This is a genomic window from Stappia sediminis, from assembly GCF_009826895.1.
GTDB classification, from domain to species: Bacteria; Pseudomonadota; Alphaproteobacteria; order Rhizobiales; family Stappiaceae; genus Hongsoonwoonella; species Hongsoonwoonella sediminis.
Genome location: NZ_WUMV01000001.1, coordinates 249,212 through 274,475, shown reverse-complemented (window position 1 = coordinate 274,475; position 25,264 = coordinate 249,212). Strand labels below are relative to the sequence as shown.

The window sequence follows — 25,264 nt, the reverse complement described above, 5'->3', positions numbered from 1 at the left end:
CGGCCCATATCGCGGTGGCGTGCGGTCGATTTCAGGAAACGTTAGGCCCAAATGCCGCAGCGGATAACCCGCTTACGAGCTCCGCCGAGCCGATCTCGCGCACCTGAGGAGCAACGGCTATCTGGAAGGCGCCCTGGCCCGCATTCTCGAAAAGCTCGACGAGAATCGCATGGTTCATGCGGTGCCCGCCCTTGTAGGACCGGAAGTGGCCGAGGATCGGCAGTCCGGCCAACGCCAGATCGCCAACCGCGTCGAGCGTCTTGTGACGAACGAATTCATCCGGCCAGCGAGTGCCTTCCGGATTGACGACCTTGTCATCCGCGATCGCCACCGAATTCTCGAGCGAGGAACCGAGCGCGAAGCCGTTCGCCCACAATTTTTCGACATCGGACACGGAGCCGAAGGTGCGTGCGCGCGCAAGTTCCCGGCGAAAAACATTCGGCGTAAGGTCCAGGTCGATGCTCTGGCAGCCGATCGCCGCGGACGGAAAGTCGATCGTTACTTCAAAGCGCGTCCCGTCATAGGGCAGCAGCTCGCACCACGCATCGCCACTGGCGATGCGGACAGGTTTCATGATCTTGATATAGCGGCGCGACGCCGCCAGCGACTTCAGGCCCACACTGTCGATGGCTTCGACGAATGCCGCGGACGAACCATCCATGATCGGCATTTCCGGACCGTCCATTTCGACGGTCACATTGTCCACGCCAAGACCGCGAAGCGCAGCCATGAGGTGTTCCACCGTGGCAACGCCACCGGCCCCGGGATCACCCAGAACCGTGCAGAGCGATGTCGCGCTCACGCTCTTCCAATGGGCGGGAATTTCGATATCGCGTCCACGCGCGGCATCCCTGCCCTGAAAGACGATGCCCGAGCCGGCTTCCGCGGGATAGAGACTGACGCAGGCCGGGTCTCCCGAATGGACTCCGATACCCTTCAGGGTGATCGGTTCGGCTATCGTCTTCTGCCGGTCCAAGCGCTGCACCATCTTTTATTGCCTGTATCGCCTGCTGTTTCGCGATCGAACCGGGAGCGCATGTCGTTAGCTGTCGGTTGCGCCGGCTCAAGACCGCGAGATGTTCAACGAGAGGATCGAGCACCCACCGCAATCAACCGTTAACGTATTGATTCGGTTAATGCTTCGAATTCGTATGCCAACATACAGGCATGCAGGTGAATTCGGGAAATAAAGCTTTGTTACGGTTTGTAACGCTTACGGACGTCGCAAGTCATTGAATTTATAAAAGAATTTTATTTGTCCTAACGGCAGACGGCCCGGAATGTTTCCGGGCCGCCACCGAGGGGCGCGAGGGAGCGCTATCAGTTCGCCTGCCGGCGCAGGAACGCTGGAATCTCCAGCTGGTCCTCTTCCGACATCGGGCGCGGCTGCGGCGCCGGACGACCCGTCGTGTCGAGCTGGCCGCTTGCCCCCTGGGTCTGCGGGCGCTGCGGCTGGGCTGGGCGCGGTGCCACGGGCCGTGCCTGCGCGGCCTGTGGCTGGCGCGCGGCGGCAGGCTGGCCCGCAGGCGCCTGGGCGGCGGGCTGCGGGCGTGCAGGCGCCCGAGCGGCCTGGGCATGGCGCGCATTATCGGCCATGCGAGGTTCGACCGGCATTTCAGGCCGCTCGTCTTCTTCGTGATGCTCCTCGCGGCGCGACAGGCCGCTCGCCAGTCGGCGCAGCAGGCTCATCGGGCGGCGGTCCTCATGATACTCGTGGTCGTCGTGATGATCGGCCTCGCCTTCATGAGCGCGCATTTCGCGCTGGGCCACCGGCGGGAAATCCTCGATGCTCGGGATATGCACCGGTCCTTCCGCATTCTCGGCAACCGGCGGAATATAGGGAGCCGGCTGCGCTGCCTCGGGAGCGGGCTGCGACATCTCCTCCTCGATTTCCTCGATCGTGGAGGGTTCGTCTTCCATCATTTCGGGCGCTGGCTTGAACGGCTTGATCTCGACAGCAGGATCGGTCGAGGCCGCAACTCCTTCCGGTTCGCCGATCTCGAGCTCGCGCTCCAGCGTTTCGACCGCCTTGGCGGTGACGGCGGGACGGTGCGGTGCCGCCGTGCGCGGCGCCGCGGGCTTCGGCTGTTCCTGCAAGCGCTCGGTAATCTCGGCAACGCGAGCCTCGGCCGGCGATGAAATTTCACTTGCGACCTTGTCGATGCCGGTGGCGACGACGGAAACGCGGATGATACCGTCCAGGCTCTCGTCGAAGGTGGCACCCATGATTATGTTGGCGTCCGGGTCCACCTCCTCGCGGATGCGGGTTGCCGCCTCGTCGACCTCGAAGAGGGTGAGGTCGTTGCCGCCGGTGATGGAGATCAAAAGGCCCCTTGCACCCATCATCGAAGTCTCATCGAGGAGGGGGTTGGCAATTGCGGCTTCCGCCGCCTGCATGGCACGATTGTCGCCCGACGCCTCCCCGGTGCCCATCATCGCCTTGCCCATGCCGCGCATGATCGAGCGCACGTCGGCGAAATCGAGGTTGATGAGGCCTTCCTTCACCATCAGGTCGGTGATGCAGGCAACGCCCGAATAGAGCACCTGGTCAGCCATCGCGAAGGCATCGGCGAAGGTCGTCTGCGCATTGGCGATGCGGAACAGGTTCTGGTTTGGAATGACGATCAGCGTATCGACATTCTGCTGCAGCTCCTCGATGCCGGAATCGGCAACACGCATGCGCCGCGCGCCTTCGAACTGAAACGGCTTGGTGACGACGCCGACGGTCAGAATGCCCTTCTCGCGCGCGGCGCGCGCAATGACGGGCGCAGCACCCGTGCCCGTACCGCCGCCCATGCCGGCGGTGATGAAAACCATGTGCGAACCGGCCAGATGATCGTTGATCTCGTCGATCACCTCTTCCGCGGCCGCCGCGCCCACGTCGGGCTGGGAACCGGCGCCGAGACCCTCGGTCACCGCGACGCCCATCTGGACGACCCGTTCGGCGTGGTTGGTGGCAAGAGCCTGCGCATCGGTGTTGGCGACCACGAAGTCGCAACCCTGAAGGCCTGCCTGGATCATGTTGTTGACGGCGTTTCCGCCCGCGCCGCCGACGCCGAAGACCGTTATGCGTGGCTTCAGCTCCTGAATGTCGGGCATTTGCAAGTTGATGGTCATAATTTCCTCGCGACCCCTTCCGGACTTCCTCTCGAAAGCCCTAATTTCCCTCGTATCCAAATCATTCCGGCGTACCGGACTACTCCTGCCCAAGGCGGAATACCCGCCTTAGAAACTCTCCCTGATCCATTGCCCGACGCGGGCCAGATAGCCCGAGCCAAGGCCCCAGCGGCGACCCAGCGTTCTTGGTTCGAATTGTTCGATCTGGGCAACCTGGGGGTAGATGAGCAGACCCACGGAAGCTGCGAAGGCAGGGCCTTTCGCCGCCTCCGGCAAGCCTGCGATGCCGAGCGGCCGTCCAAGCCGCACGTTGCGTCCGAGAATGCGCCGCGCAACCTCGCTCAATCCGGTGAGCTGGCTGGCGCCTCCCGTAAGCACGACGCGCTTTCCCACCCGCCCGGCAAAACCGGAAGCGGCCAGGCGATCGCGCACAAGTTCCAGAATCTCCTCAATCCTCGGCCTGATCACGCGAGTCAGCATGGAGCGCGGGATCTGGTTGGGAAGGTCCGTCTCCGCGTCGACCGGAGGGACGGTGATGAAATCTCGGTCATCCGCCGAACTCGGCAGGGCCGAGCCCTGCAGCGTCTTGATGCGCTCCGCATCCTGAAGGCGGGTCGAAAGCGCACGCGCGATATCCATCGTCACGTGGTGCCCGCCAACGGCAAGCGCATCCAGATGCACCATCTGACCGTCCACGAAGATCGAAAGCGTCGTGGTACCCCCGCCCATGTCGACACAGGCCACGCCAAGCTCCGCCTCGTCGTCGACCAGCGTCGCAAGGCCGCTCGCGTAAGGCGTCGCGACCATGGTCTCCACGCTCAGGTGGCCCCGGTTGACGCAGAGCTCCAGATTGCGAACCGGCGGCACTTCCGCGGTGATCACCTGCATATCCACGCCGAGGCGATGGCCCATCATGCCGCGCGGATCGCGAATGCCGCGGTTGCCGTCGAGCGCATAGGAGATCGGCAGCGCATGCATCACCGCGCGGCCTTCCGCGACACTATGCGCGGAACCGGCAGCGAGTACGCGCTGGATGTCGGATTCCGAGACGGATTCGGAAACCATCTCGACGCCGGCAGAGAAGATTTCGCTCTTCAGCCGGCCGCAGCTGACGTTCGCGATCAGGCTTTCGACGGTGACGCCGGCCATGCGCTCGGCATTGTCGACGGCAAGGCGGATCGCATGTTCGGCGGCATCCATGTCGATGACGACGCCGCTCTTGATGCCGCGCGAGCGCTGATAGCCATAGCCAAGCACCTCGATCGCGTGAGTGCGCCCGGGCATGACCTCGCTTTCCTCGCGCGGGGTCAGCTTGGCGATCAGGCAGCAGATCTTGGTCGAACCGATGTCGAGCACCGAGACGATGACCGATCGCCGCGTCGGCAGCGGACGCATGCGCGGCAGGTAGATCGACGAAGCGGACGTCATGTCTCGGCTCCGTTCGCGCCACCGCGGCGTTGCGAGACAACACCCTTGCGCCGCTCTGCCGCACCGTCGCTGAGCTTGACGATCACCCGGTCGTCGAGACGCATGTCGACGGCGACGATGTCGCGCGAAAGCAGGCCGCTGTCGGCGTCCATCCTCGCGATGTCGAGAAGCGCCTTTTCCACACCCGTTTCCGGCAGGCGGATCGTGATGCCGTTTTCGAGAACGAGGTTCCAGCGCCTGTCGGAGATCAGCCTCGCGGCACGTACCCTGGAGCGCAGCTCCGGCACGACCTTGAGTTCGTGCAAGATGTTACCGACGCGATGTTGGGCCCCGTGCCCGATGACGAGCAGAAGATTGGCATATCGCCCATCCACGTCGTCGGTAATGACCCTTCCGTCCTTGGAGATAATGGAGATGACGTCGCCGCGCTGCCATAGCGCGAAGGGTTCACGCTCCTTGATCTTGACCTGCAGGGTGCCCGGATAAAGCTTCTGGACGGAGGCCTTTTCCACCCACGAGATATCGCTGAGCCGTTTTTGCGCCGCCTGCGCGTCGAACAGCACCAGCGACGAATCGGACTGGATTTCCAGAGCTTCCAGGATCTGGAATTCGGTGGTCTCGCGCTGGCCGGAAAGCTTGACCGCCTCGACGCGGAAACCGGCTGCTGCCGTCAGCGATTCGCTCACCATGGTCCCATAGCCGCCGAGCGCGATACCGTAGGCGATGGTCGCGCCGAGGAAGGTGAGTGCGCCCGCCGTGCCGGCCCACACGGGAAGGTCGGCAAGAATTCCGGCCGCCCGCCACACAGGACGGCGGTGCAGGCGCGCCACGCCGCGACCGCGCGGAGCGAGCTCCGCCTCGATCGGGAGTACGGTATCCTTGCCGCGTTTTCCCTTCAGCGTCCGCAACTTGCGTCCTCCACCATCCAACTGACGAGCTCTTCGAACGAATGACCCGCATGGGCTGCAATCTCCGGCACGAGCGAGGTTTCCGTCATGCCGGGCTGCGTATTGACTTCAAGGCAGATGAGTTCCCCCGTGCCGTGCAGCCGGTCGTCGTAGCGGAAGTCCGCGCGGGTGACGCCGGCGCAGCCGAGGGACAAATGCGCCTTGAGGGTAATTTTCTGTACTTCTTGGTAAACAAAGGGTGAAATTTCGGCAGGAAGAATGTGCCGGGACCCTCCGGGGGCGTATTTAGCGTCGTAATCGTAGAAGCCGTGGCCTTCGGGTATCACCTCGATGACCCCAAGCGCGACATTGCCCATCACCGCGCAGGTCAACTCACGGCCCGGGATAAAGCGCTCCACCATCACAATGTCGCCATATGGCCAGTCGTCGGCATAAAGCTGCTGCGGCGGGTGGGGCGCGTCGTCCGGAACGATCAAAACACCGAAAGAAGAGCCTTCCCTAACGGGTTTGGCCACATAAGGCGGCTTGATTGCATGCGCTTTCGCCGCCTCAAGCCTGTGGATGACCTTGTGTTCGGCAACGGGGATGCCGGCCGCCTTCATCACCGCCTTGGCTTTCGCCTTGTCCATGGCAAGCGCCGATGCCGCCACACCCGAATGCGTGTAGGGAATGCCGAGAACCTCCAGAACGCCCTGAATGCATCCGTCCTCGCCATAGGGGCCGTGCAGCGCGTTGAAGGCGACATCGGGCTTCAGGTCTTGCAAAACGCGAGAGACATCGCGGTCGACGTCGACCCGCGTCACCTCGTATCCGGAGCGTTCCAGCGCGGCGGCACAGGCCTCACCCGACTTGAGGCTGACCGGCCGCTCCGAAGACCAGCCTCCCATGAGAACTGCGACATGCTTTTTTCGCTCAGCCATGGGCTACCCCTTCCCGCTCGTTCTCCCGTCCGCAGAACGGCTCGACCGAAACGCCTTCGGGAAAAAGGCCGAGACGCTTGATTTCCCACTCCAGCTCGATGCCCGAATGCTCCAGAACGCGGGCGCGCACGGTCTCGCCAAGGCGCTCCAGGTCTTCTGCCGTTGCCTCACCCGTGTTGATCATGAAGTTGCAATGCATGTCGGACATGCGCGCCCCGCCGATCTGCAGTCCCCTGCAGCCGGCGGCGTCGATGACCTTCCACGCGGATGAGCCGGGCGGGTTCTTGAACGTCGAGCCCCCGGTTTTCTCGCGGATCGGCTGCGCTTTTTCGCGATGTTCCACGACCGCGGCCATCTCCGCCCGGATAGCCTCGCTTCTCTCCGGGCGCCCCTTGAACACCGCTTCCGTGAAAATCGTGTCGGACGGCGCATCGCTGTGGCGGTAGCGATAATGGAGATCGGCGTTTTTCAGATGGATGATTTCACCCCTGCGGGTCACGCCCGTCAGATCCATCATCACATCTTTCGTCTCAGCGCCATGCGCACCGGCATTCATCCGCAAGGCGCCGCCGAGAGCGCCGGGAATGCCCGAATAAAAGGCGAAACCGGCGATACCCGCCTTTGCCGCTTCCTCGGCAAGCTTGCGGTCAGGCACGGCGGCGCCGGCACGAAGAACGCCCCCGCCCTCCACATTCACCTGCCCGAAGCCCCGCCCGCTCAAGCGGATCACGACCCCCGCAATGCCGCCATCACGCACGAGGAGGTTGGAGCCGAGCCCGACCGGCAGGACGGGAATATCCTCCGGCAGGAGCTTCATGAACGCCGCCAGATCTTCAGTATCGGCGGGCTGGAACAGAAGTTGCGCGGGTCCGCCGACGCGAAGCCACGTGATGGCGGAAAGCGGCTGATTCGGCGTCAGCTTGCCACGAATGCCCGAAACGTCGAGACCACGCTCGGCGATGAGATCGGGAAAACTCATGTGCGGCTCCCGCTCATCAGGCTTTCAAGTTCGCGCGGAAGCGCATGCGCCCAGGTACTGATCGACCCCGCGCCCAGGCAGACGACATAGTCGCCGGCGGCGGCAAGCTCCGCCACTTTTGGGGCAAGCTCGCGCTGGTCGCCGATCAGATGGACGTTCCTGTGTCCGCGGGAGCGCAAACCTTCGGCAAGGGCGGCGCTGTCGGCACCTTCTATCGGCGCTTCTCCCGCCGCATAGACAGGTGCGACGATCACATGGTCGGCGTCGTTGAAGCAGCTGCAGAATTCGTCGAACAGGCTCTTCAGGCGCGTATATCGATGCGGCTGCACGACTGCGGTGATCTTGCCTTCCGCCGCGCCTCTGGCCGCGGAGAGGACCGCTCGGATCTCCACAGGATGGTGGGCGTAGTCGTCGAATATATCGATGCCGCCGACCCTGCCCGTATGCGTAAAGCGCCGCTTCACGCCGCCGAAGCCGGCAAGTCCGCGCCGAATCGCATCCGGCGAAAGGCCCAGCTTCCAGGCGACCGCAGCCGCAGCCGTCGCGTTGGAGACGTTATGGAGCCCCGGCATCGGCAGCATCAGGCTTTCGATCGTTTCCGTCTCGCCGGTCACACGGTCGCGAAACTCGATCGAGAAGATCGCGTTGCCCCTCTCGCTCCTGACGTTGAAGAAACGCACATCCGCCTGCCGGTTCTGCCCGTAAGTGACCACCTGGCGGTCGACGACCCGGCCGACAAGCGCCTGCACCTCAGGGTGGTCGACGCACATCACGGCGAAGCCGTAAAAGGGCACGTTCTCCACGAACTGCTTGAATGCGGCGCGCAGCTTGTCGAAATCGCCGTAGTGGTCGAGATGCTCCGGGTCGATGTTGGTGACCACCGCGATATCGGCCGGAAGCTTCACGAAAGTCCCGTCGCTTTCATCCGCTTCGACAACCATCCAGTCGCCGTCACCCATGCGCGCATTCGTGCCGTAGGCGTTGATGATACCGCCGTTGATCACCGTCGGATCAAGTCCGCCGCCATCGAGAAGTGCAGCGATCATCGACGTCGTGGTCGTCTTGCCGTGCGTGCCGCCGATGGCGATCGCCTGCTTGAAGCGCATGAGTTCGGCCAGCATCTCCGCGCGGCGCACCACGGGGAGAAAACGCTCGCGCGCAGCCAGAAGCTCCGGATTGTCGCCCTTCACGGCCGAGGAGACGACCACGACGCGCGCATCGCCCAGGTTTTCCGCCGCATGGCCGATGGAAACCTTGATGCCGCGCTCTCGCAGGCGTGCCACGTTGGCGTTCTCGCTGAGGTCCGAGCCCTGTACGGGATAGCCGAGCGTATGCAGCACCTCGGCGATGCCGCTCATGCCGATACCGCCGATGCCGACGAAATGGACCGGGCCGATATCCTGCGGCATTTTCATGAGACGTCTCCCTTGTCGAAATCTTTTGCGCTCCCGCCGTTACTCACATGCTCGACGAGATCGGCGAGCCGCGTAACGGCGCCCGGCTCACCGGCGGACCTTGCCGCTTCCGCCGCCTTCGCCAGCCGCTCAGGCTCGTCCATTAGCCCCGCCAGGGTTTCGGCGAAGCGTGCCGGCGAAAGCTCGGCCTGCGCGATCGGCCAGGCACCGCCCGCTTCTTCCAACACCGCGGCATTGAGCGCCTGGTCCTGGTCGAGCGCATGGGGAAACGGAACAAGGATCGCGGGACGTCCGATAACTCCAAGCTCCGTGACGCTCATGGCCCCCGACCGGCAAACGACCAGATGCGCATCTGCGATTCTTTCCGCCATATCCGTGAAAAAGGGCGCGAGTTCGGCCTTGATGCCAATCTTGGAAAGTTGTTCGCGCACGCTTTCGAGGTCCTCCGCACGGGCCTGCATGGTAAGCGCCAAGCGAGAGCGATGCGCCTCATCCAGCATGCCGAGCGCTTCCGGCACCATTTCGGAGAAGAAGCGCGCGCCTTGCGATCCGCCGAAGATGAGCAGCCTGAAGTCTTCACCGGCCTCCGGCGCGGCATAGGGTTTGCCCATCGCGTCAAGCACTTGCGGACGCACCGGGTTTCCCGTGATGACGGTTTTTTCCGGCGCAAGGGAACTTCCCGAGCCGCCAAGAAGGCCAAGCGCGATCACCTTCACCCGCCCGGCCAGCATCCTGTTCGCACGGCCCATCACCGCATTCGCCTCATGCAGGATCGTCGGAACGCCTGAAAGGAAACCGGCGAACATCGGCGGAAACGTCGGATAGCCGCCGAAGCCTATAATCGCTCGCGGCCTTTTTCGCCTGATCAGGGAAAGCGCCTGCAGCGTTCCCCGCCCGAGCCTGACGGCCGTGCGAAAGAGCGCAACCGGATTGCGCCCGCGCACGGTTTCGCTCTGGATGACATGCACCGCGCGGCCCGGAAAACGCTCGCCGTATTTGTCGGCGCGTTCGTCGGTCGCGAGGTCGACTTCATACCCGCGGCGTTCAAGTTCAGCAGCCAGCGCGAAGGCGGGGAAGAGGTGCCCGCCCGTGCCCCCGGCGGTTATCAGGATATTTTCGCCCATCGTGCCTCACGCGAGACTGGAAGGCTGCAGGCGGGAAACGACGACAGCGTCCGTTCTCGTCGGCTGCGGGCGTTTTCGGGTCAACGCGAGTACGAAGCCCATGGCAAGGGCCACCGAGACGAGTGACGAACCGCCGTAGGAGATAAACGGCAGCGTCATGCCCTTGGCCGGCATCAGGTTCACATTCACCGCCATGTTGATGCAGGACTGGAGGCCGAAGAGCACCATGAGGCCAGACGCGGCAAGGCGGTTGAACGGATCGGTGTCGCGCCCCGCCTGCGCAAGCCCGCGCAGGACGACGAAAGCGAAAACCGCGAGCAGCAGCAGGCAGACAACGATGCCGAATTCTTCTGCCGTGACGGCGAAGATGAAATCCGTATGGCTTTCGGGCAGCACGCGCTTGATCGTCCCTTCGCCAGGTCCGCGCCCGAACCAGCTTCCCGAGATGAAGGACTCAACCGCCCGGTCGACGTTGAAGGTATCTCCGGCGTCTGGATTGAGGAAGCGTTCCACGCGGCTTTGCACGTGCGGAAGGAAGGCATAAGCCGCAAAAAGGCCGCCGACGCCCAGAAGCCCGAGCGGGATGATCGCAAGCCACGGCAGGCCGTTGAGAAAGAAAAGACCCGCAAAAACCATGCTGAGCAGCATCGTCTGGCCGAAGTCCGGCTGGGCGACGAGCAGGGCGACGCAGATGAGGAACAAAAGGCCTGCGAACAGCCCGCCCGGCACTTCCCTGCGCCGTCCCGATTCGGACAGGAGAAACGCAACCAGGATCACGAAGGCGGGCTTCAGGAATTCAGAGGGTTGGAGCGATATGCCGCCGAGCTGTATCCAGCGCCGCGCACCCTTGACCTCGATGCCGAGAAAGAGCGTTGCCACCATAAGTGCCGCCGATCCCAGGAAGACGACGAGGGCGAGCCGGCGAACCTGGCGCGGAGTGAGCGCGGAAACCCCCAGCATGATCATGATTGCCGGAACCAGGAACAGGGCCTGCCGTTTGACGAAGTGATAGGTGTCGATGTTGAGCCGTTCGGCAACCGGGGGGCTTGCGGCAAGCGACAGCACGATCCCGCCGATCATCAGCACGAGAAAACCGGCCAGCAACAGCCGGTCCACGGTCCAGATCCATTCCGCAAAGGCGCTGCGATCGGCACGGCTGACCATCAGGCAACCTCCTGTCCACGGGGTTTTTGCAACACGCGGCCAACGGCTTCGATGAAAGCCGCGCCCCTCAGTTCGAAATTCGCGAACTGATCGAATGACGCGCAAGCCGGCGAAAGCAGCACCACGGGTTCGCGGTGATCGTCCGCCCGCGCATCGCGCGCCGCCGCCGCGACAGCGGCGTCGATCGTGCCCGCGATTTCGTATTCGACTTTGCCCTCAAGCGCTTTGGAAAACTCATCCGCCGCTTCGCCGATGAGATAGGCCTTGGCGATCCGCGGAAAATAATCCGACAGCATGTCGATGCCGCCTGTCTTGGCGCGCCCGCCAACGATCCAGAAGATGCGCTCGAAGCTTGCCAGCGCGCGTTCCGCCGCATCCGCATTCGTCGCCTTGGAATCGTTGACGAACATGACGCTCCCTTCGCGCGCGGCGATTTCCATGCGATGCGCGAGGCCGGGAAACGACTTCAGACCTTTTACGATCTCCTGCCGGTCAAGTCCGACAGCCAGACAGGCCGCGATCGCCGCTGCCGCATTCTGCGCATTATGCGCGCCACGAAGCGCGTCGATGCCGCCGAGATCGGTAAAGAGCGTCTGCGCGCCGTCTTCCGCCACGAAGATCCGCTGCCCTGCGGCATATACGCCGTCCGAGACGGGATTCCTCACGGATATCCTGCGCACCGGCGTTCCCGAAAGCTCGATCCGGTCGGCAATCGCCGAAGAGTACCGGTCGTCGATCCCGACGACGGCGAGCTTCGCATTCGAAACGAGGCGTTCCTTGATCGCCGCATAGTTTTCCATCGTGCCGTGCCTGTCGAGGTGATCGGGCGAAAGGTTCAGATGGATGCCGACCGTCGGGTCGAGGGTCGGCGCAAGGTCGATCTGGTAGGAAGAACATTCGACGACATAAACGCGGCCCCGCCGTGGTTCGGCAAGGTCGAGGACGGGCGTACCGATGTTGCCGCCCATCTGCGCGTCCCGCCCGGCTTCACGCACGATATGGGCGATCAGGGCCGTGGTCGTCGATTTGCCGTTGGTGCCCGTCACTGCGATGAGTGACGCATCGGGCGCGCGCCGACGCCGTTCCCGGCAGAAAAGCTCGACATCGCCGACGATCTCGACACCGGCGGCGCGCGCGGCTTCCACCGTCCAATGGGGCTTGGGGTGGGTCAGCGGCACGCCGGGCGCCAGCACGAGTGCATCGAACTGCGACCAGTCGGCGGTCCTCAAATCGTTTGTCGGAACGCCGGCCGCTCCAGCGGCCTCCACGCGGGATTCCGCGTCGTCGAAAGCGGCGACTTCGGCACCACCCGCCACAAGGGCGCGCGCCGTCGCAAACCCCGAGCCGCCAAGGCCAAAGAGTGCGACACGCTTGCCCCTGAAGCTTTCGACCGGGATCATCGCCTCACCTCAGCTTCAAGGTGGCAAGGCCGATCAGCGCCAGAACCACGGCGATGATCCAGAAGCGGATCACCACCTGGGATTCCGTCCAGCCCATATGCTCGAAATGATGGTGGATCGGCGCCATCCGGAAGACGCGCTTGCCGGTAAGCTTGAAGGATGCGACCTGCACGATCACCGATACGGCTTCCACCACGAACAGTCCGCCGATGATCGCCAGCACGATCTCGTGCTTGGTCGTGACGGCGATAGCGCCGATCATGCCGCCGAGTGCCAGCGAGCCGGTATCGCCCATGAAGATTGCCGCCGGCGGCGCATTGAACCACAGAAAGCCGAGCCCCGCGCCGATGACCGCGCCACACAGCACGGCGAGTTCGCCGGTGCCCGCCACATGGTGGATCTGCAGATAATCCGAAAAGACGGCATTGCCCGAAAGATAGGCGATCAGGCCGAAGGAGGTCGCCGCGATCATTACCGGAACGATGGCAAGCCCGTCGAGGCCGTCGGTCAGGTTCACCGCGTTTCCCGCCCCCACCATGACGAAGGCTGCGAAGGGGACGAAGAAGATGCCGAGGTTGATCGCAAGATCCTTCAGAAACGGAAAGGCGATGGAGGTCGTGAAGGGGTCGGTATCGAGAAGCGTCACGCAATAGGCGGCGATACCGGCAATCACGAATTCCACCGCCAGCCGGTAGCGCCCGCCGAAGCCTGCGTGGCTCGCCTTGGTCACCTTCAGATAGTCGTCATACAAGCCGATGAGGCCAAAGCCCACCGTGACGCCCAGGACGATCCAGGTATAGGGATTGGCAAGGTTCGCCCACAGGAGCGTCGCGACGAGCATGCCCGACAGGATCATAAGCCCGCCCATCGTCGGCGTGCCCTTTTTGGTGAGCAGATGGCTCTGCGGCCCGTCGGCGCGGATCGGCTGGCCATGCCCTTGCCGGATGCGCAGCGAAGCGATGATCCTTGGGCCGAACAGCGCGATGAACAGCAGGGCCGTCATGATCGCGCCGCCGGTCCGGAACGTGATGTAGCGGAACACGTTCAGTGCAGATACCTGGCCCGCAAGTTCTCCAAGCAAGTAGAGCATTAGTCTCGTTTACCTCACTCCGCGGCTTCATCGGCGGCGGGAAATTCCTTGATCAGCGCATCCACGAGCGGACCCATCCTCGTTCCGAGCGACCCCTTGATCATGACGACGTCGCCGTTGCGCATGTCTGCGAGAAGCAGCGGGCGCAGGCCGCTCGCCTCCTCCGAATAGGCGCCGCGCATGGCCGCGGGCAGTGTTTCCCAGAGCGCATGCATGTGTGGCCCGGCGCAATAGACCTTATCCACCTCGGCTTCAACAACCGGATCGCGCAACTCCGCATGCAGCGCATCGGACATCTCGCCGAGCTCGCGCATATCACCCAGTACGGCGATCCGCCGCCCGGGCCGCTTGACAGGCGTTTCGCCCAGAAGCCGCAAGGCGGCGCGCATCGACGCCGGGTTGGCGTTGTAGCTTTCGTCGATCAGCGTCAGCATGCCGTCAGGCAGCTTCAGCCGGGTCTGCGCGCCGCGCCCCTTTGGCGCGCGCATGTCGGTCAGCGCAAGGCCGGCAAGCGCAAGATCCGCCCCGACAAGCTTGGCTGCGGCAAGCACGGCAAGGCTGTTTTTCACGTAGTGCAGGCCGGGCGCGCCGACCTTATACGTGATTTCCTCGCCAAGAACGGTCGCCGAAATACAACTGCATCCCGTCTGCGACGAAATCTTGTCCGCCTTCGCGTTCGCCGGCTGGTCGACACCGAAGGTGCAGATCGTCCGCACGCCCGCCATCCGCGCATGGAACTGGAGAAGATCGAACTGTTCGTTGTCGCGATTGAGTATCGCAATTCCGTCGGGTTCAAGCCCTGAGAAGATTTCCGCCTTCGCCTCGGCGATCTTCTCCACCGAACCGAAGAATTCCAGATGCACCGGCTGCACCGTGGTGACGATCGCCACGTGAGGGCGGACCAGTTGCGTCAGCGGCGTTATCTCTCCGGCGTGATTCATGCCGATTTCGAAGACGCCGAAATCCGTATCCGCCGGCATCCGCGCCAGTGTCAGCGGTACGCCCCAGTGATTGTTGAAGGATGCGACGGAAGCGTGCGTGCGCCCGGATCGTGAAAGCGCAAGCCTCAGCATCTCCTTCGTGCCCGTTTTGCCCACGGACCCGGTAATGGCAACGATCTGCGCCTTGGTGCGCTGGCGCGCCGCCCGCGCCAGACGACGAAGCGCCTCGAGCGGATCGGCGACTGCGACGAGCGGGCCTCCGCGCGGCATTTCTTCGATCTTCTTCTGCGATACGACGGCGATCGCGGCTCCCGCCTTGACCGCATCACGGACGAAGTCATGGCCGTCGAAATGGTCGCCCTCGATCGCGAAAAACGCCTCGCCCGGCTCAATCGTGCGGCTATCGATGGATATTCCCGTGATTTCGGGTGCTGGCTCTCCGGCGGCAATGCCACCCACGGCGTTCAGGAAATCCCTGAGTGTCCAAAGAGCCCCGCTCTCGTCCTCGTCCGGCACCACCGGCGCGGCAAACGGTTCCGCAGCCGCCACCTCGCGTGTTTCGGCTTCGGTCCCAGGCGTATCTTCTTCTTCAGGTTCGGCCAGATCCCCTTCGGGGGCCTCCACAGCCTCGTCTTTATCCCGATCCGGTAAAACTTCCTCTACCGTTTCTTCCTCGGCCGCACCTTCATGCGTCAGATCGCTTTCCGCCGCGTCTTCAGCCTGCTCGACAAGGAGCTCGACTTCCCGCTCCTCCACCTCATCGCCCGGTTCTTCTATGCCCTCTTCAGCCGCTTCTTCGCTTATCGATGCGGTTTCGCCGTTTTCTTCCGGCTCCGCGTCAGGCTGGCCGTCGGCATTTATCTCTCCGAACAATTCCGCTTCCATTGCGGAAAAATCCACAAGATCGGCGGCTGGCCGGTCCGTTTCCCGCGGCACGTTATCCGGAATTTCCGTTTCTTCGGCGGGCGGCTCTTCCCTGCCTTCGGTCTCCTCATCCGCAAGTTCCGGCTTGCCCGCCCTGGCGGCTTTTTGCGCGATGTCTCCGAATATGGCCTTCAGCTCGTCATCGCTGATGGAAAGAGGGCGTGCAGCGTCCCTCTCGGCCTCCTGCGCCTCGCCGGGAAGGCTCTCGCCGATATCAGCAGCCACCGCCGCCGCGCTCATAGCCTCGCTCGCGCCTTCCGCCTCGCGCGCAAGCGCCTTGCCGATCGCCTCGTGATCGGAAAATTCAAGCACGCTCTCGCCCACGATCTGGCCGGTTTCATGTCCCTTGCCGGCAACGCAAAGCACGTCACCCTCCTCGAGCAGGGAGATCGCGGTGGAAATCGCCTCGCCACGATCGGCGATCTCGATCGCGCCGGGGGCGCCTTCCATAACCGACGCACGGATTTTCGCGGGGTCTTCGCTGCGCGGATTGTCATCGGTGACGATCACGACGTCGGCATTTTCGAACGAAGCCTTGCCCATCAACGGCCGTTTGCCCGGATCGCGGTCCCCGCCCGCTCCCACGACAACGAAGAGCCGTCCGGAGGTGAACGGCCTCAACGCCTGCAACGCATTTTCCAGCGCATCCGGCTTGTGCGCGTAATCGACGACGACAAGGGCACCATTCGCCTTGGAGCCCACCCGCTCCAGCCGCCCGGTCGCGCCTTCAAGGCTTTCCAGCGCCTTGAGCGCATCGTCGCGTGGAACGCCCGCGGCGATTGCAAGACCCGCGGCGATCAACGCATTGGAAACCTGGAAGCGGCCCGAGAGCGGCAGGCGGACCTCGCGCGCACCGTCGGGCGTCGCAAGCGTCAGGATCTGGTCGAAGCCGTCCTGGCGGATCTCCTCAAGGCCGAGGTCCTCGCCGCCCTCGCCGACGGTGAACAGCGTCTGCCCTCGGGAGCGGGCAACATCGATCACGCGGTCGGCATACGGCGAGGCCGGTTCGACAACGACGATCCCGTCTTCCGGCAGCAATGTATCGAAAAGCCTGAGCTTCGCCTGCAGATAGCTTTCCACATCCGGGTGATAGTCGAGGTGATCGCGGCCGAGATTGGTGAAACCCGCGGCCTTCAGTTCCACACCATCCAGGCGGCGCTGGTCGAGCCCATGGCTGGAGGCTTCCATGGCCGCATGCGTGATGCCGTCGTCGGCAAGGCGGGCAAGCTCCCGGTGCAGCGTCACCGGATCGGGCGTCGTCAGGCCACCGTAGACTTCGCCGCGCGACGTCACCGTGCCGATCGTGCCGAGGCTTGCCGCCTCGAAGCCGCATGCAGCGAAAATCTGGCGGACGAAAACGGCGACCGACGTCTTGCCGCTGGTGCCCGTGACCGCAACCATCGTTTCCGGCTGATGCCCGTAGAACCTCGCCGCCATCAGCGCAAGCGTCCGCCGCGGATCCTCGCTGACGATAACCGGCCGCCCGTCGGCGTCGGCACGCACGGCGTCCGCATCGGCATCCTCGCCGATCAGCACAACGGCTGCGCCCGCCTCCACGGCGGCCTTGACGAAAGCCGTGCCATCGGCTTTCGCGCCCTTCAGCGCGGCAAAAAGAAAATCCGGCCTCACCTGCCGGCTGTCGGCCGTAAGGCCACGGATCGTCACGCCGCCGTCTTGTGGCGTGATCGGCAGGTCGCCGGCTATGTCCTTGAGCTGCATGTCATGCGCCAATGTCCGTTGTGCGTCGTCGAATGAGGATATCCCGGGTCTGGCTGCGACCCCGCCCGCAATTTCCTCACGCCGTTGTTACCGGTCTTAATAAGAAATCGAGATCGTGTCGCCCCCTTCTCCGAATTTCGGCAAGACGCCGAGCATGGGCGCGATGCGCCGGATGATTGCTCCCGCGGTGGGTGCGGCGTTCAGGCCCGCGGTCGCGCCTATGCCCTGGCGTTCCGGTTTCGGCTCGTCGAGGACGACCAGAACGACATAGCGCGGCTCGTCCATTGGGAAGGCTGAAAGAAAGGAATTCCGCCGTTTGTTGGACACGTAGCGGCCGTTTTCGATCTTCTCCGCCGTGCCGGTCTTGCCGCCGACGAGATAGCCCGGCACTTCCGCGCGGCGGCCCGAGCCGGACAGGACATTCAGCCGGAAGAGATAGCGCATCACCGCGCTCGTGCGTTTGGTCACGACCTCTTCGGCCAAGGCTTCGGCCGTTGCCTGGTCGCGCGGGAAAAACGTCGGCGGGATCAGGCGCCCGCCGTTCAAAAGCGCGGCGGCGGCAACGGCGGTCTGCATCGGCGTGACCGAGATCCCGTGGCCGAAGGAGATCGTCATGGCCTCCAGTTCGCGCCAGTGCTTCGGCAGAAGCGGCGTCGCCACTTCCGGCAGTTCCGTCTTGAGCTTCGACGTCAGTCCGACCCGCTTCAGGAAGCTTTGCTGCTCCTCGATACCGGCGGCCAGCATCATTTTCACTGTGCCGATGTTCGAGGAATAGATGAAAATCTCCGGCACCGAGAGAATTCGGTTCTTGCCGTGGAAATCGTTGATCGTGCGCCCGCCCGCCCGGATCGGGCGCGTGGCGTCGAAACTGTCCTCCACCGTCACCTTCCCGCTGTCGAGCGCCATGGCGACGGTAAAGCCCTTGAACACCGACCCCATCTCGTAGACGCCGGCGGTGGCACGGTTCAGCTTGTTCTTGTCAAGCGCGTCATCGCGATCGTTCGGGTCGAAATCCGGCAGCGAAGACATGGCGACAACCTCGCCCGTCTTGATGTCGAGCACGATGCCGACGCCCGCGATCGCCCGGTATCGTTCCATCGCCTGGCGCACTTCGTCGCGAACGACATGCTGGGCACGCAGGTCGATCGAAAGCTTGACCGGCTCAAGAGCCTCTTCCGAGGCAAAGCCCGCCGCCTGCAGGTCCTTCAGCCACGCCCGGTCGACGGCAAGTTCCATGCCGGCAATGCCTTCATTGTCGACGTTGACAATTCCGGTGACATGGCTTGCGGTCGGCCCGCCGGGGTAAAAGCGGCGGTTTTCTTCCAGGAACCCTATGCCGGGGATACCGAGATCGTGGACCTTCTGACGTTGGCCGGGGGTAAGTTCGCGCTTCAGCCAGATGAAACCGGCGTCACTGGCAAGGCGTCTGCGCACCGTCGGATTGCGCAGGTCGGGAAAGACGCTCGAAAGGCCTTCGATCGCTTCGTCGACGTCGATGATCTTGCGCGGCTCGGCATAAAGGGAGGCGGTCTTGATGTCTGTCGCGAGGATTTCGCCATTGCGGTCGACGAGGTCGGGCCGCGCGGCGGCAACGGAATCCTGCGCCGAGATATAGGCCGACGCCTCTCCCGTTTCCGTAAGTCCCAGCATCACCAGGCGCGTCGCGATCATCGCGTAGACTGCGGCGAAGGCGAACATCGTCAGCCAGACGCGCGACTTGACAGACCTGCTCGGCGCCGGGAGGGCGCGCGGCCGCACGATGCGGTGCTGCAGGAAAGACTTGGGTTCGGCAGACGGCGCCATACTTTCCCCTACTGGATCGACGGCACGTCGCCGGCGTATCCGCCAAGCGGGCTATCGGAATTGACGGGTTCAAGGTCGACCGGCTTCACCGGCAGATCCTCAAGGAGCGTGATTTGTTCGGCGGTGAGCGGCTCGAGTTCGAGATAGGCGTTGTAGCGCTCGACCAGGCCCTGCAACCGGTCGGGACGGTTGAGCAGGCTCCATTCCGCCTTCAAGAGCTGAATCTGCTCGCGCTCTTCGGCGATCTGCCGCTTCAGCGCCGCCACCTCCTCCGCCGAAAGTTCCGCCGCATGTTTCATGTCGAAGACAGTGCCGGCGGCGATCAGAACGACGAGGACGAAGACGAGATTGAGATAACGTGTCATTGCCTCATCCCCTCAAGCTTGAAATATCGGCGAGACGCGGAACGCCCAGCGCCTCGGCATCGAGTTCGCGGGCCGGCGCATCGAGCCTGCGCCCCGCCCTGAGGCGTGCGGAGCGTGCACGCGGATTGAGCCGGATTTCGTCTTCGCCCGGATCCTCGGCTCCCTTGACGACCAGCTCGAACGTTGGCGGCGGCACATCCTGCTCGGGCAGGTGCCGGGAGCCGCCGGCGCGCGTGCGCGTTCGATCGGCAAGGAAGCGTTTGACGATCCGGTCTTCGAGGCTGTGAAAGGTGACGACGACGAGCCGCCCACCCGGACGCAACACCCGCTCCGCGGCTCCAAGCGCTTCTGCCACCTCTTCCAACTCGCCGTTCACGTAGATCCTGAGCGCCTGGAAGGTGCGCGTCGCCGGGTGGATCTGCGCTTTCTTCGGCGACCGGCCGACGACCTTTTCCACCACGGCCGCGAGGTCGGCCGTGCGCTCGAACGGCTGCTCCGTCCTGCGCCGGGCTATGGCGGAGGAAACCGCCGATGCCCGCTTTTCCTCGCCAAGCAGTCCGATAACCCGCGTCAGGTCCTTTTGGGGAAGTTGATTGACGACATCCGCCGCCGTCGGCCCATGCTGTCCCATGCGCATGTCGAGCGGCCCGTCGAAGCGGAACGAGAAGCCCCGCTCGGCCTGGTCCAGCTGCATGGAGGACACGCCGAGGTCGAGAACGACACCGTCGACCGCATCTTCGCCCAGCGCTTCAAGGTGGTTCTCCAGGTCGGAGAAACGCCCCTCGACGAGCCGCAGCCTTCCGCCGGCCGCCTTTACCAAAGCCTGCCCTGCGGCAATTGCATCCGGATCGCGATCGACGGCAATAACATTGGCCCCCGTTTCAAGGACCGCCTTCGTGTAGCCGCCGGCCCCGAAGGTGCCGTCAACGATCGTCTCACCCTTTTTGGGGGAAAGGGCGGAGACGACCTCCGCCAGCATGACCGGCACATGCGGCGCTTGGTTTGCGGGTGCACTTGCCCCGTTTTCGGCCGGAGCGATCATTTCGCGCCCTCCGGCGCGGCCGATTTGCCGCCGAGAACGGCGAGTGCATGTTTCATCGCCTCCGCCTGATGGGCGCGGAAGCGCTCCGGTTCCCAGATCTGGAACTTGTAGCCCTGACCGACGAAAGTCACCTTGTCCTTCATGCCGGCATGCTCGCGGATCATGTCGGAAAGCATCACGCGGCCGTCTCCGTCGATCTTCAGCGTCTCGCTCGCGCCATAGAGCGCGGTCGAAAGCGCATCGTGATCGAGCGTCAACGTATCGAAGCCTTCCAGACGACGCTGAATCTGGTCGACGAGCTTGTGGCCGCCCGCGTCCACGGCCGGCTGGAATAGCGAAGGAAAGCAATAGAGCCCCTCGAAACCGTCGCGCGTGAGCTCCTGGCGGAAGGGGGCGGGAACGGAGACACGGCCCTTCGCGTCGAGTCGATTGGTGTAATGCGACACGAAGCCGGCCATCGAACTCCTCGCCCCATCGCCTGGCGTCTATCGCCTGGCGCCCGAAATCCCCCCTGGACCGATACGAAGAAGCTGCGGGTTGAGCGCAATGCATCCGTCGGCGCGAGCGCCGCTTCGGCCATCCCCGGCGCCGTGACGCCTCGCATACTTCGTTACATCCTGGGATATCTTGGGATAACATGGGCAAGCATGGGCGTCAATGGAATCCAATGGTTTGAGCCCCCTCCCCGGCATGGTTTCCACGCCGTAAACCGGTTATGCACAATTAAGCTTAAGATTGGGTTTCCAACCGCGAAGGCCTGCGAAGACGCCTTTTCGAGGGCGTTCGGTCCTTTGAACGTCCGTTGCGGAAGAATTAAATCCGCGAGCGCCGCTTGCCGGCGGCGTCAGCCGGTTGCGGCCGCTTGGCGATTTCGGAGAATTATTGCCAGCCGGCCTGTAAGCCGGATTCTGTATGGCCGGCGGTTTCCCGCCCGCGTGACGGCCATTCATCTGGGACGCGCGTTACCGTGCGTCTCCTGCAACCTACCCGGGCGGCTGACCTGGAAATCGGCCGGGCGCGAGCCCGCGCCGCCCCTATTCGGTTTTGCTCCCGGTGGGGTTTACCGTGCCGCTTCCGTTACCGGTCGCGCGGTGGGCTCTTACCCCACCCTTTCACCCTTACCCCGGCGCCTCTCGGCGCGAATGGGGCGGTTTGCTTTCTGTGGCACTTTCCCTGGGGTTGCCCCCGCCGGGCGTTACCCGGCACCGTATTTCCATGGAGTCCGGACTTTCCTCCCCCGCTGCGTTTCCGCATTTGCGGGAGCGGCCGTCCGGCCGGCTGGCAGGAGACAGGTAGTTTCAGGGAGATAGCGCGTCAAGGAACTTCGCGCGGCCGGACCGCTTCATCCAGTGCCGATCGCCTCGACGAGCGCCTTGACGCCGGCGTCGATGTCCGCTTCGCTTGCGTCCGCGAAACCGATCACCAATCCGTTGAGCCGCGCCTTGAGCCCGTATCCCGAAAGGGCGGCGAGCATGAAGCCCTTGGTCACCATCCGCTTCACGACCGCGCGGTCATCCACGTCGGGCGGCAGGCGCGCGGCCAGTTGAATGCCGCCGATGGGAAAATCCACCGAAATGCGGTTTCCAAGGCCATCTCGCAGGCGCTCCACCATCATGCGCCCGCGCGCTTCGTAGGTTTCGCGAATGCGTTTCAGATGTGCGCGGTAGTGACCGCTTTCGATGAAGTCCGCGAGGGCTGCCTGCGTGTGGACGTTGCCAAGCAGGCCGGCATTGCGTTGTGCTATGGCGATTGGCCCCGCGAGGCTTTCCGGCACGATCATATAGGCGATGCGAAGGCCGGGCAGCATGCTCTTGGCGAAGGTTCCCAGATAGATCACCTCGTCGCCGCTGCCAAGGCCCTGAAGTGCCGCGATGGGCCGGCCCGAGAACAGGAACTCGCTGTCGTAGTCGTCCTCGAGGATCAGCGCGCCGGCCTCCCGCGCCCGATCTATGAGCTGCAGCCTGCGATCCAGCGACATGCGGCAGCCGAACGGATACTGATGCGAGGGCGTGACATAGATCAGCTTCGGCGGCTCGCGGCTTTCCACGCCGGATGCGTCGGCGCCGTCGACATCCACCGGCAAGGGCTCGATGTTCAGCCCCGCGGACGCAAAAGCCGCACGGGCGCCCAGATAACCCGGATCCTCAAGCCAGGCGCAATCGCCCGGTTCGCTGAGAACCTGAGCCAACAGGTGCAGGCAGCCTTGCGTTGTCGGGAGAATGAGAATCTGCTCCGGCTTCGCCCGGACGCCCCTCTCGCGCGTCAGATACTCGGCAAGTGAACGGCGTAATGGCGGATAGCCGGCATAGTCTTCGTAAAGCAAGGCTCCGCCGGATACGTGGCGGGCGGCGCGCCGCAGCGCCCGCGCCCAGTCGTCGCGCGGAAAACAGTCCTCCGCCGGGGCGCCGGGCTGCAGACGGCCTTGCCTGCGCAGCGGGTCGGCATAGGCATCGGTGCGCACATCCCGGCACAGGCCCTCGCCGCGTCTTGAGACCTGCGGCGCGCGGGTTTTCTCCTCCAGTTCGCGCTTCGCCCCGTCCAGCCCCCCCAGTTCCGCAACGCGCGGGCGCGCTCCCGGCCGCACCGCGATGATACCCTCCGCCGCCAGCAGTTCGTAAGCCGCGTTCACCGTATTGCGCGATACGCCAAGCTGGCGGGAAAGCTCCCGGCTTGAAGGCAGCGGCGCATCGGCGGCAAGCCGCCTGTCACCCACCGCGGCACGGATTTTCCTGTAGATCTGCTCGGGCAGCGGCAGACCCGCGTCCCTGTCCAGATCCAATATGCCAGCCAGCATCAAGTGGTCTTCTCCAAATCACGTAAACTGGATCTTCATTGGAACCAGTTCATGGCACATTTTGCAGGCGAACGACAGGAGAAACTGGTGAAATGAATACCGCTGCAAGGCTCCAGCCGCCTTTTGCCCGCGTGCGCAACGCAAAACGCGCTGACTACGACCGAACCGCGATCGATGCCATTCTCGATTGCGCTATCACCGCCCACGTTGGTTTCATTTCCGATGGGCGCCCCATGGTGATCCCGATGATCTTCGCCAAGAAGGGCGACACGGTCTACCTGCATGGCGCGAAGGCGACGAGGATCATCAAGCGGCTGGACGAGACGGCGCCGCTCTGCCTGACCGTCACCCATGTCGACGGGCTCGTGGTCGCCCGGTCCGCCTTCCACCATTCGATCAATTATCGTGCAGCCATGATTCACGGCACGGCGCGTCATGTAACGGATGAGGCGGAGAAAGAAGAAGCCCTGGTGCTGATCACCGAACATCTCCTGCCCGGCAGGTGGGACGAGGCGAGGCCCATGACGGATAAGGAGATGAAGGCGACGGGCGTCATCGCCCTTGATATCGAGGCGGCAAGCGCCAAGATCCGGCAAGGCCCGCCGGTTGACGATGACGAGGATTATGCGCTTCCCGTGTGGGCGGGGGTGCTGCCGGTCACGACCGCCGTCGGTGCGCCGTTGGATGACAACATGCTCGCGCCCGGGACGGAAACACCCGCCTCTCTTGCCGCGGCGGCGCGCAAGCTGAGATAGCCATGGATCGGTAAAATCTTATGTACACGCGCGAAACGTCTCGCGAAACGCGTCCCGAAGTCCTGAAAGCGGCCATACGCGACATTCATTTCGCGATGCTGGTAACGCCAGCGGACGGGGAAATTTTCTGCTCCCACCTTCCCATGATCCTTGTCGAGGACGCTAACGGGGCGCGGCTGGAGGGGCATCTTGCACGTGGCAACCCGCATTGGCGCGCGCTTGATGGGCCCATGCCTTCGCTCGCCATCTTCCAGGGTCCGCAGGCCTATATTTCGCCGTCCTGGTACGCAACGAAGCGCGAGACGGGAAAGGTCGTGCCCACCTGGGCCTATGTCGCCGTCCACGCTCATGGAAGCTTGAGCACGGTCGACGACCCGCAGCAGTTGCTTGATCATCTCCGGCAGTTGACCGACAGGAATGAACTCGGGCGGACCGAGCCTTGGGCCGTGGGCGATGCGCCTGACGGCTTCATCACCGCGCTATCGCGCGGGATCGTCGGCGTGAGGCTTGCCGTCGAGCGGCTGGAGGGGAGCTGGAAGCTCAATCAGCACCGCTCGGAAGCCGACCGCGCCGGCATGATCGGCGGGCTACGCAGCGAAAAAACGCAAATGACCGGGGAGCTTGCCGACCTCGTAAGCAGCCTCCCGCCGGGAGCCTGACAAGCATTACCGCCGTGCCGCCGGATTGCCTCGAAAATCTTCCCGCCCGGCAAGGAACCTTCTTCCAGGCCCGCGCGTTCTTCACGCGAACGGGCCGGATCGACGCGAACCTATGCCGGTCCTCTCAGGATAACGAGGAGGAGCCGGCAGAACCTCAGTTCGAGGCCAGGATCTGCTTCACCTTGGAGCAATAGCGCTTGCTCACCGGGTTCATGCGCTTAGCGTAGTGGCCGGCGTTGTAGCGCAGGATTGTCCCGCAAAGATCGCCGCCAGCCCTTTCATGCGCGCCGGCAAGATATTTCATGCCGTATTCCAGGTTGGTCTTCGGGTCGTAAAGCCCCTTCGTCGATCCCTTGTAGCCGACGTCGCGCGCTGTGGCGGGCTTGATCTGCATGAGCCCCACTTCGCCGGCGCTGCCGCGCGCCTTGGGGTTATAGTTGCTTTCAACCTGCACCACGGCATGGGCCAGTTCCACGGGAACGCCGTGCTTGCGCGCGCTTGCGCGGATCATCTTGTCGTATTTCTCAGCCCCTGCATTTTCCAGGATTGCGGGGTTGACGGTGGTGGTTGAAATCTGCGCCGACTGGCAGGCGCCTGCGTTAAGCGCAAGCATAGCCACCGCCGCGGCAGTAACCGCGCGTCGAGTAAACGTCATTCGAGCGACCTTTTTCAATTTTTACTTATCTGAGGCCGCGGGGTATGAAGGCTGTCTGAGAC

The 25,264-nt window shown here is 63.8% G+C and carries 20 protein-coding genes and 1 other RNA gene; 2 read left to right on the top strand and 19 right to left on the bottom strand.

What is annotated here, in order from left to right; all coding sequences use genetic code 11:
- Nucleotides 1-31 precede the first annotated feature (31 nt).
- The 18 genes from lpxC to pdxR all read right to left on the bottom strand — a co-directional run bounded on the left by lpxC (nt 32) and on the right by pdxR (nt 23,133).
- Nucleotides 32-988, bottom strand: coding sequence for a UDP-3-O-acyl-N-acetylglucosamine deacetylase (gene lpxC, locus GR183_RS01290; RefSeq protein WP_160773774.1), 957 nt, complete (start codon nt 986-988; stop codon nt 32-34).
- A 332-nt stretch (nt 989-1,320) separates the two neighbouring features.
- Entirely contained in the window at nt 1,321-3,117 is a 1,797-nt protein-coding gene (gene ftsZ, locus GR183_RS01285; RefSeq protein ID WP_160773773.1) for a cell division protein FtsZ, read from the bottom strand.
- A 108-nt stretch (nt 3,118-3,225) separates the two neighbouring features.
- Entirely contained in the window at nt 3,226-4,545 is a 1,320-nt protein-coding gene (ftsA, locus tag GR183_RS01280; protein ID WP_160773772.1) for a cell division protein FtsA, read from the bottom strand.
- A complete protein-coding gene (locus GR183_RS01275; RefSeq protein WP_202395785.1) occupies nt 4,542-5,453 on the bottom strand; it encodes a cell division protein FtsQ/DivIB in 912 nt (303 codons plus the stop codon). The genes ftsA and GR183_RS01275 overlap by 4 nt, the downstream gene beginning before the upstream one ends.
- A complete protein-coding gene (locus GR183_RS01270) occupies nt 5,441-6,373 on the bottom strand; it encodes a D-alanine--D-alanine ligase (protein WP_160773771.1) in 933 nt (310 codons plus the stop codon). Before GR183_RS01270 ends, GR183_RS01275 begins: the two co-directional genes overlap by 13 nt.
- A complete protein-coding gene (gene murB, locus GR183_RS01265; protein ID WP_160773770.1) occupies nt 6,366-7,352 on the bottom strand; it encodes a UDP-N-acetylmuramate dehydrogenase in 987 nt (328 codons plus the stop codon). Before murB ends, GR183_RS01270 begins: the two co-directional genes overlap by 8 nt.
- Nucleotides 7,349-8,767 (bottom strand): UDP-N-acetylmuramate--L-alanine ligase, encoded by a 1,419-nt coding sequence (murC, locus tag GR183_RS01260; protein WP_160773769.1) that lies wholly within the window; start codon nt 8,765-8,767, stop codon nt 7,349-7,351. Before murC ends, murB begins: the two co-directional genes overlap by 4 nt.
- On the bottom strand, nt 8,764-9,891 hold the full coding sequence (gene murG, locus GR183_RS01255; RefSeq protein WP_160773768.1) for an undecaprenyldiphospho-muramoylpentapeptide beta-N-acetylglucosaminyltransferase: 1,128 nt from the start codon (nt 9,889-9,891) through the stop codon (nt 8,764-8,766). Before murG ends, murC begins: the two co-directional genes overlap by 4 nt.
- 6 nt (nt 9,892-9,897) lie before the next feature.
- Nucleotides 9,898-11,055 (bottom strand): putative lipid II flippase FtsW, encoded by a 1,158-nt coding sequence (gene ftsW, locus GR183_RS01250; protein ID WP_160773767.1) that lies wholly within the window; start codon nt 11,053-11,055, stop codon nt 9,898-9,900.
- A complete protein-coding gene (gene murD / locus GR183_RS01245; RefSeq protein ID WP_160773766.1) occupies nt 11,055-12,455 on the bottom strand; it encodes a UDP-N-acetylmuramoyl-L-alanine--D-glutamate ligase in 1,401 nt (466 codons plus the stop codon). The genes ftsW and murD overlap by 1 nt, the downstream gene beginning before the upstream one ends.
- Before the next feature lie 4 nt (nt 12,456-12,459).
- Entirely contained in the window at nt 12,460-13,545 is a 1,086-nt protein-coding gene (gene mraY / locus GR183_RS01240) for a phospho-N-acetylmuramoyl-pentapeptide-transferase (RefSeq protein ID WP_160773765.1), read from the bottom strand.
- Between the two features lie 14 nt (nt 13,546-13,559).
- Nucleotides 13,560-17,129, bottom strand: a complete 3,570-nt coding sequence (locus GR183_RS21845) for a UDP-N-acetylmuramoylalanyl-D-glutamyl-2,6-diaminopimelate--D-alanyl-D-alanine ligase (protein WP_244313575.1) — start codon at nt 17,127-17,129, stop codon at nt 13,560-13,562.
- A 96-nt stretch (nt 17,130-17,225) separates the two neighbouring features.
- On the bottom strand, nt 17,226-18,932 hold the full coding sequence (locus GR183_RS01225; protein ID WP_160773764.1) for a peptidoglycan D,D-transpeptidase FtsI family protein: 1,707 nt from the start codon (nt 18,930-18,932) through the stop codon (nt 17,226-17,228).
- An 8-nt stretch (nt 18,933-18,940) separates the two neighbouring features.
- Nucleotides 18,941-19,297, bottom strand: coding sequence for a cell division protein FtsL (gene ftsL / locus GR183_RS01220; RefSeq protein WP_160773763.1), 357 nt, complete (start codon nt 19,295-19,297; stop codon nt 18,941-18,943).
- Nucleotides 19,298-19,301: 4 nt separating this feature from the next.
- On the bottom strand, nt 19,302-20,339 hold the full coding sequence (rsmH, locus tag GR183_RS01215; RefSeq protein WP_160773762.1) for a 16S rRNA (cytosine(1402)-N(4))-methyltransferase RsmH: 1,038 nt from the start codon (nt 20,337-20,339) through the stop codon (nt 19,302-19,304).
- Nucleotides 20,336-20,797, bottom strand: a complete 462-nt coding sequence (gene mraZ, locus GR183_RS01210; protein WP_160773761.1) for a division/cell wall cluster transcriptional repressor MraZ — start codon at nt 20,795-20,797, stop codon at nt 20,336-20,338. Before mraZ ends, rsmH begins: the two co-directional genes overlap by 4 nt.
- Nucleotides 20,798-21,220: 423 nt before the next feature.
- Nucleotides 21,221-21,621, bottom strand: an RNA gene (gene rnpB, locus GR183_RS01205) — RNase P RNA component class A.
- A gap of 60 nt (nt 21,622-21,681) precedes the next feature.
- Complete coding sequence (pdxR, locus tag GR183_RS01200) at nt 21,682-23,133, bottom strand: MocR-like pyridoxine biosynthesis transcription factor PdxR (RefSeq protein WP_160773760.1); 1,452 nt, start codon at nt 23,131-23,133, stop codon at nt 21,682-21,684.
- 92 nt (nt 23,134-23,225) lie between these two features.
- Between pdxR and GR183_RS01195 the strand changes: the two genes are divergently transcribed.
- Nucleotides 23,226-23,888 (top strand): pyridoxamine 5'-phosphate oxidase family protein, encoded by a 663-nt coding sequence (locus GR183_RS01195; RefSeq protein ID WP_160773759.1) that lies wholly within the window; start codon nt 23,226-23,228, stop codon nt 23,886-23,888.
- A gap of 20 nt (nt 23,889-23,908) precedes the next feature.
- Nucleotides 23,909-24,547 (top strand): FMN-binding negative transcriptional regulator, encoded by a 639-nt coding sequence (locus GR183_RS01190; RefSeq protein WP_160773758.1) that lies wholly within the window; start codon nt 23,909-23,911, stop codon nt 24,545-24,547.
- Between the two features lie 154 nt (nt 24,548-24,701).
- On the opposite strand, the gene GR183_RS01185 is transcribed toward GR183_RS01190, so the two are convergent.
- Nucleotides 24,702-25,202 carry a lytic transglycosylase domain-containing protein gene (locus GR183_RS01185; RefSeq protein WP_208999719.1) on the bottom strand — a complete coding sequence of 167 codons (501 nt, stop codon included), beginning with the start codon at nt 25,200-25,202 and terminating at the stop codon, nt 24,702-24,704.
- Nucleotides 25,203-25,264 lie beyond the last annotated feature (62 nt).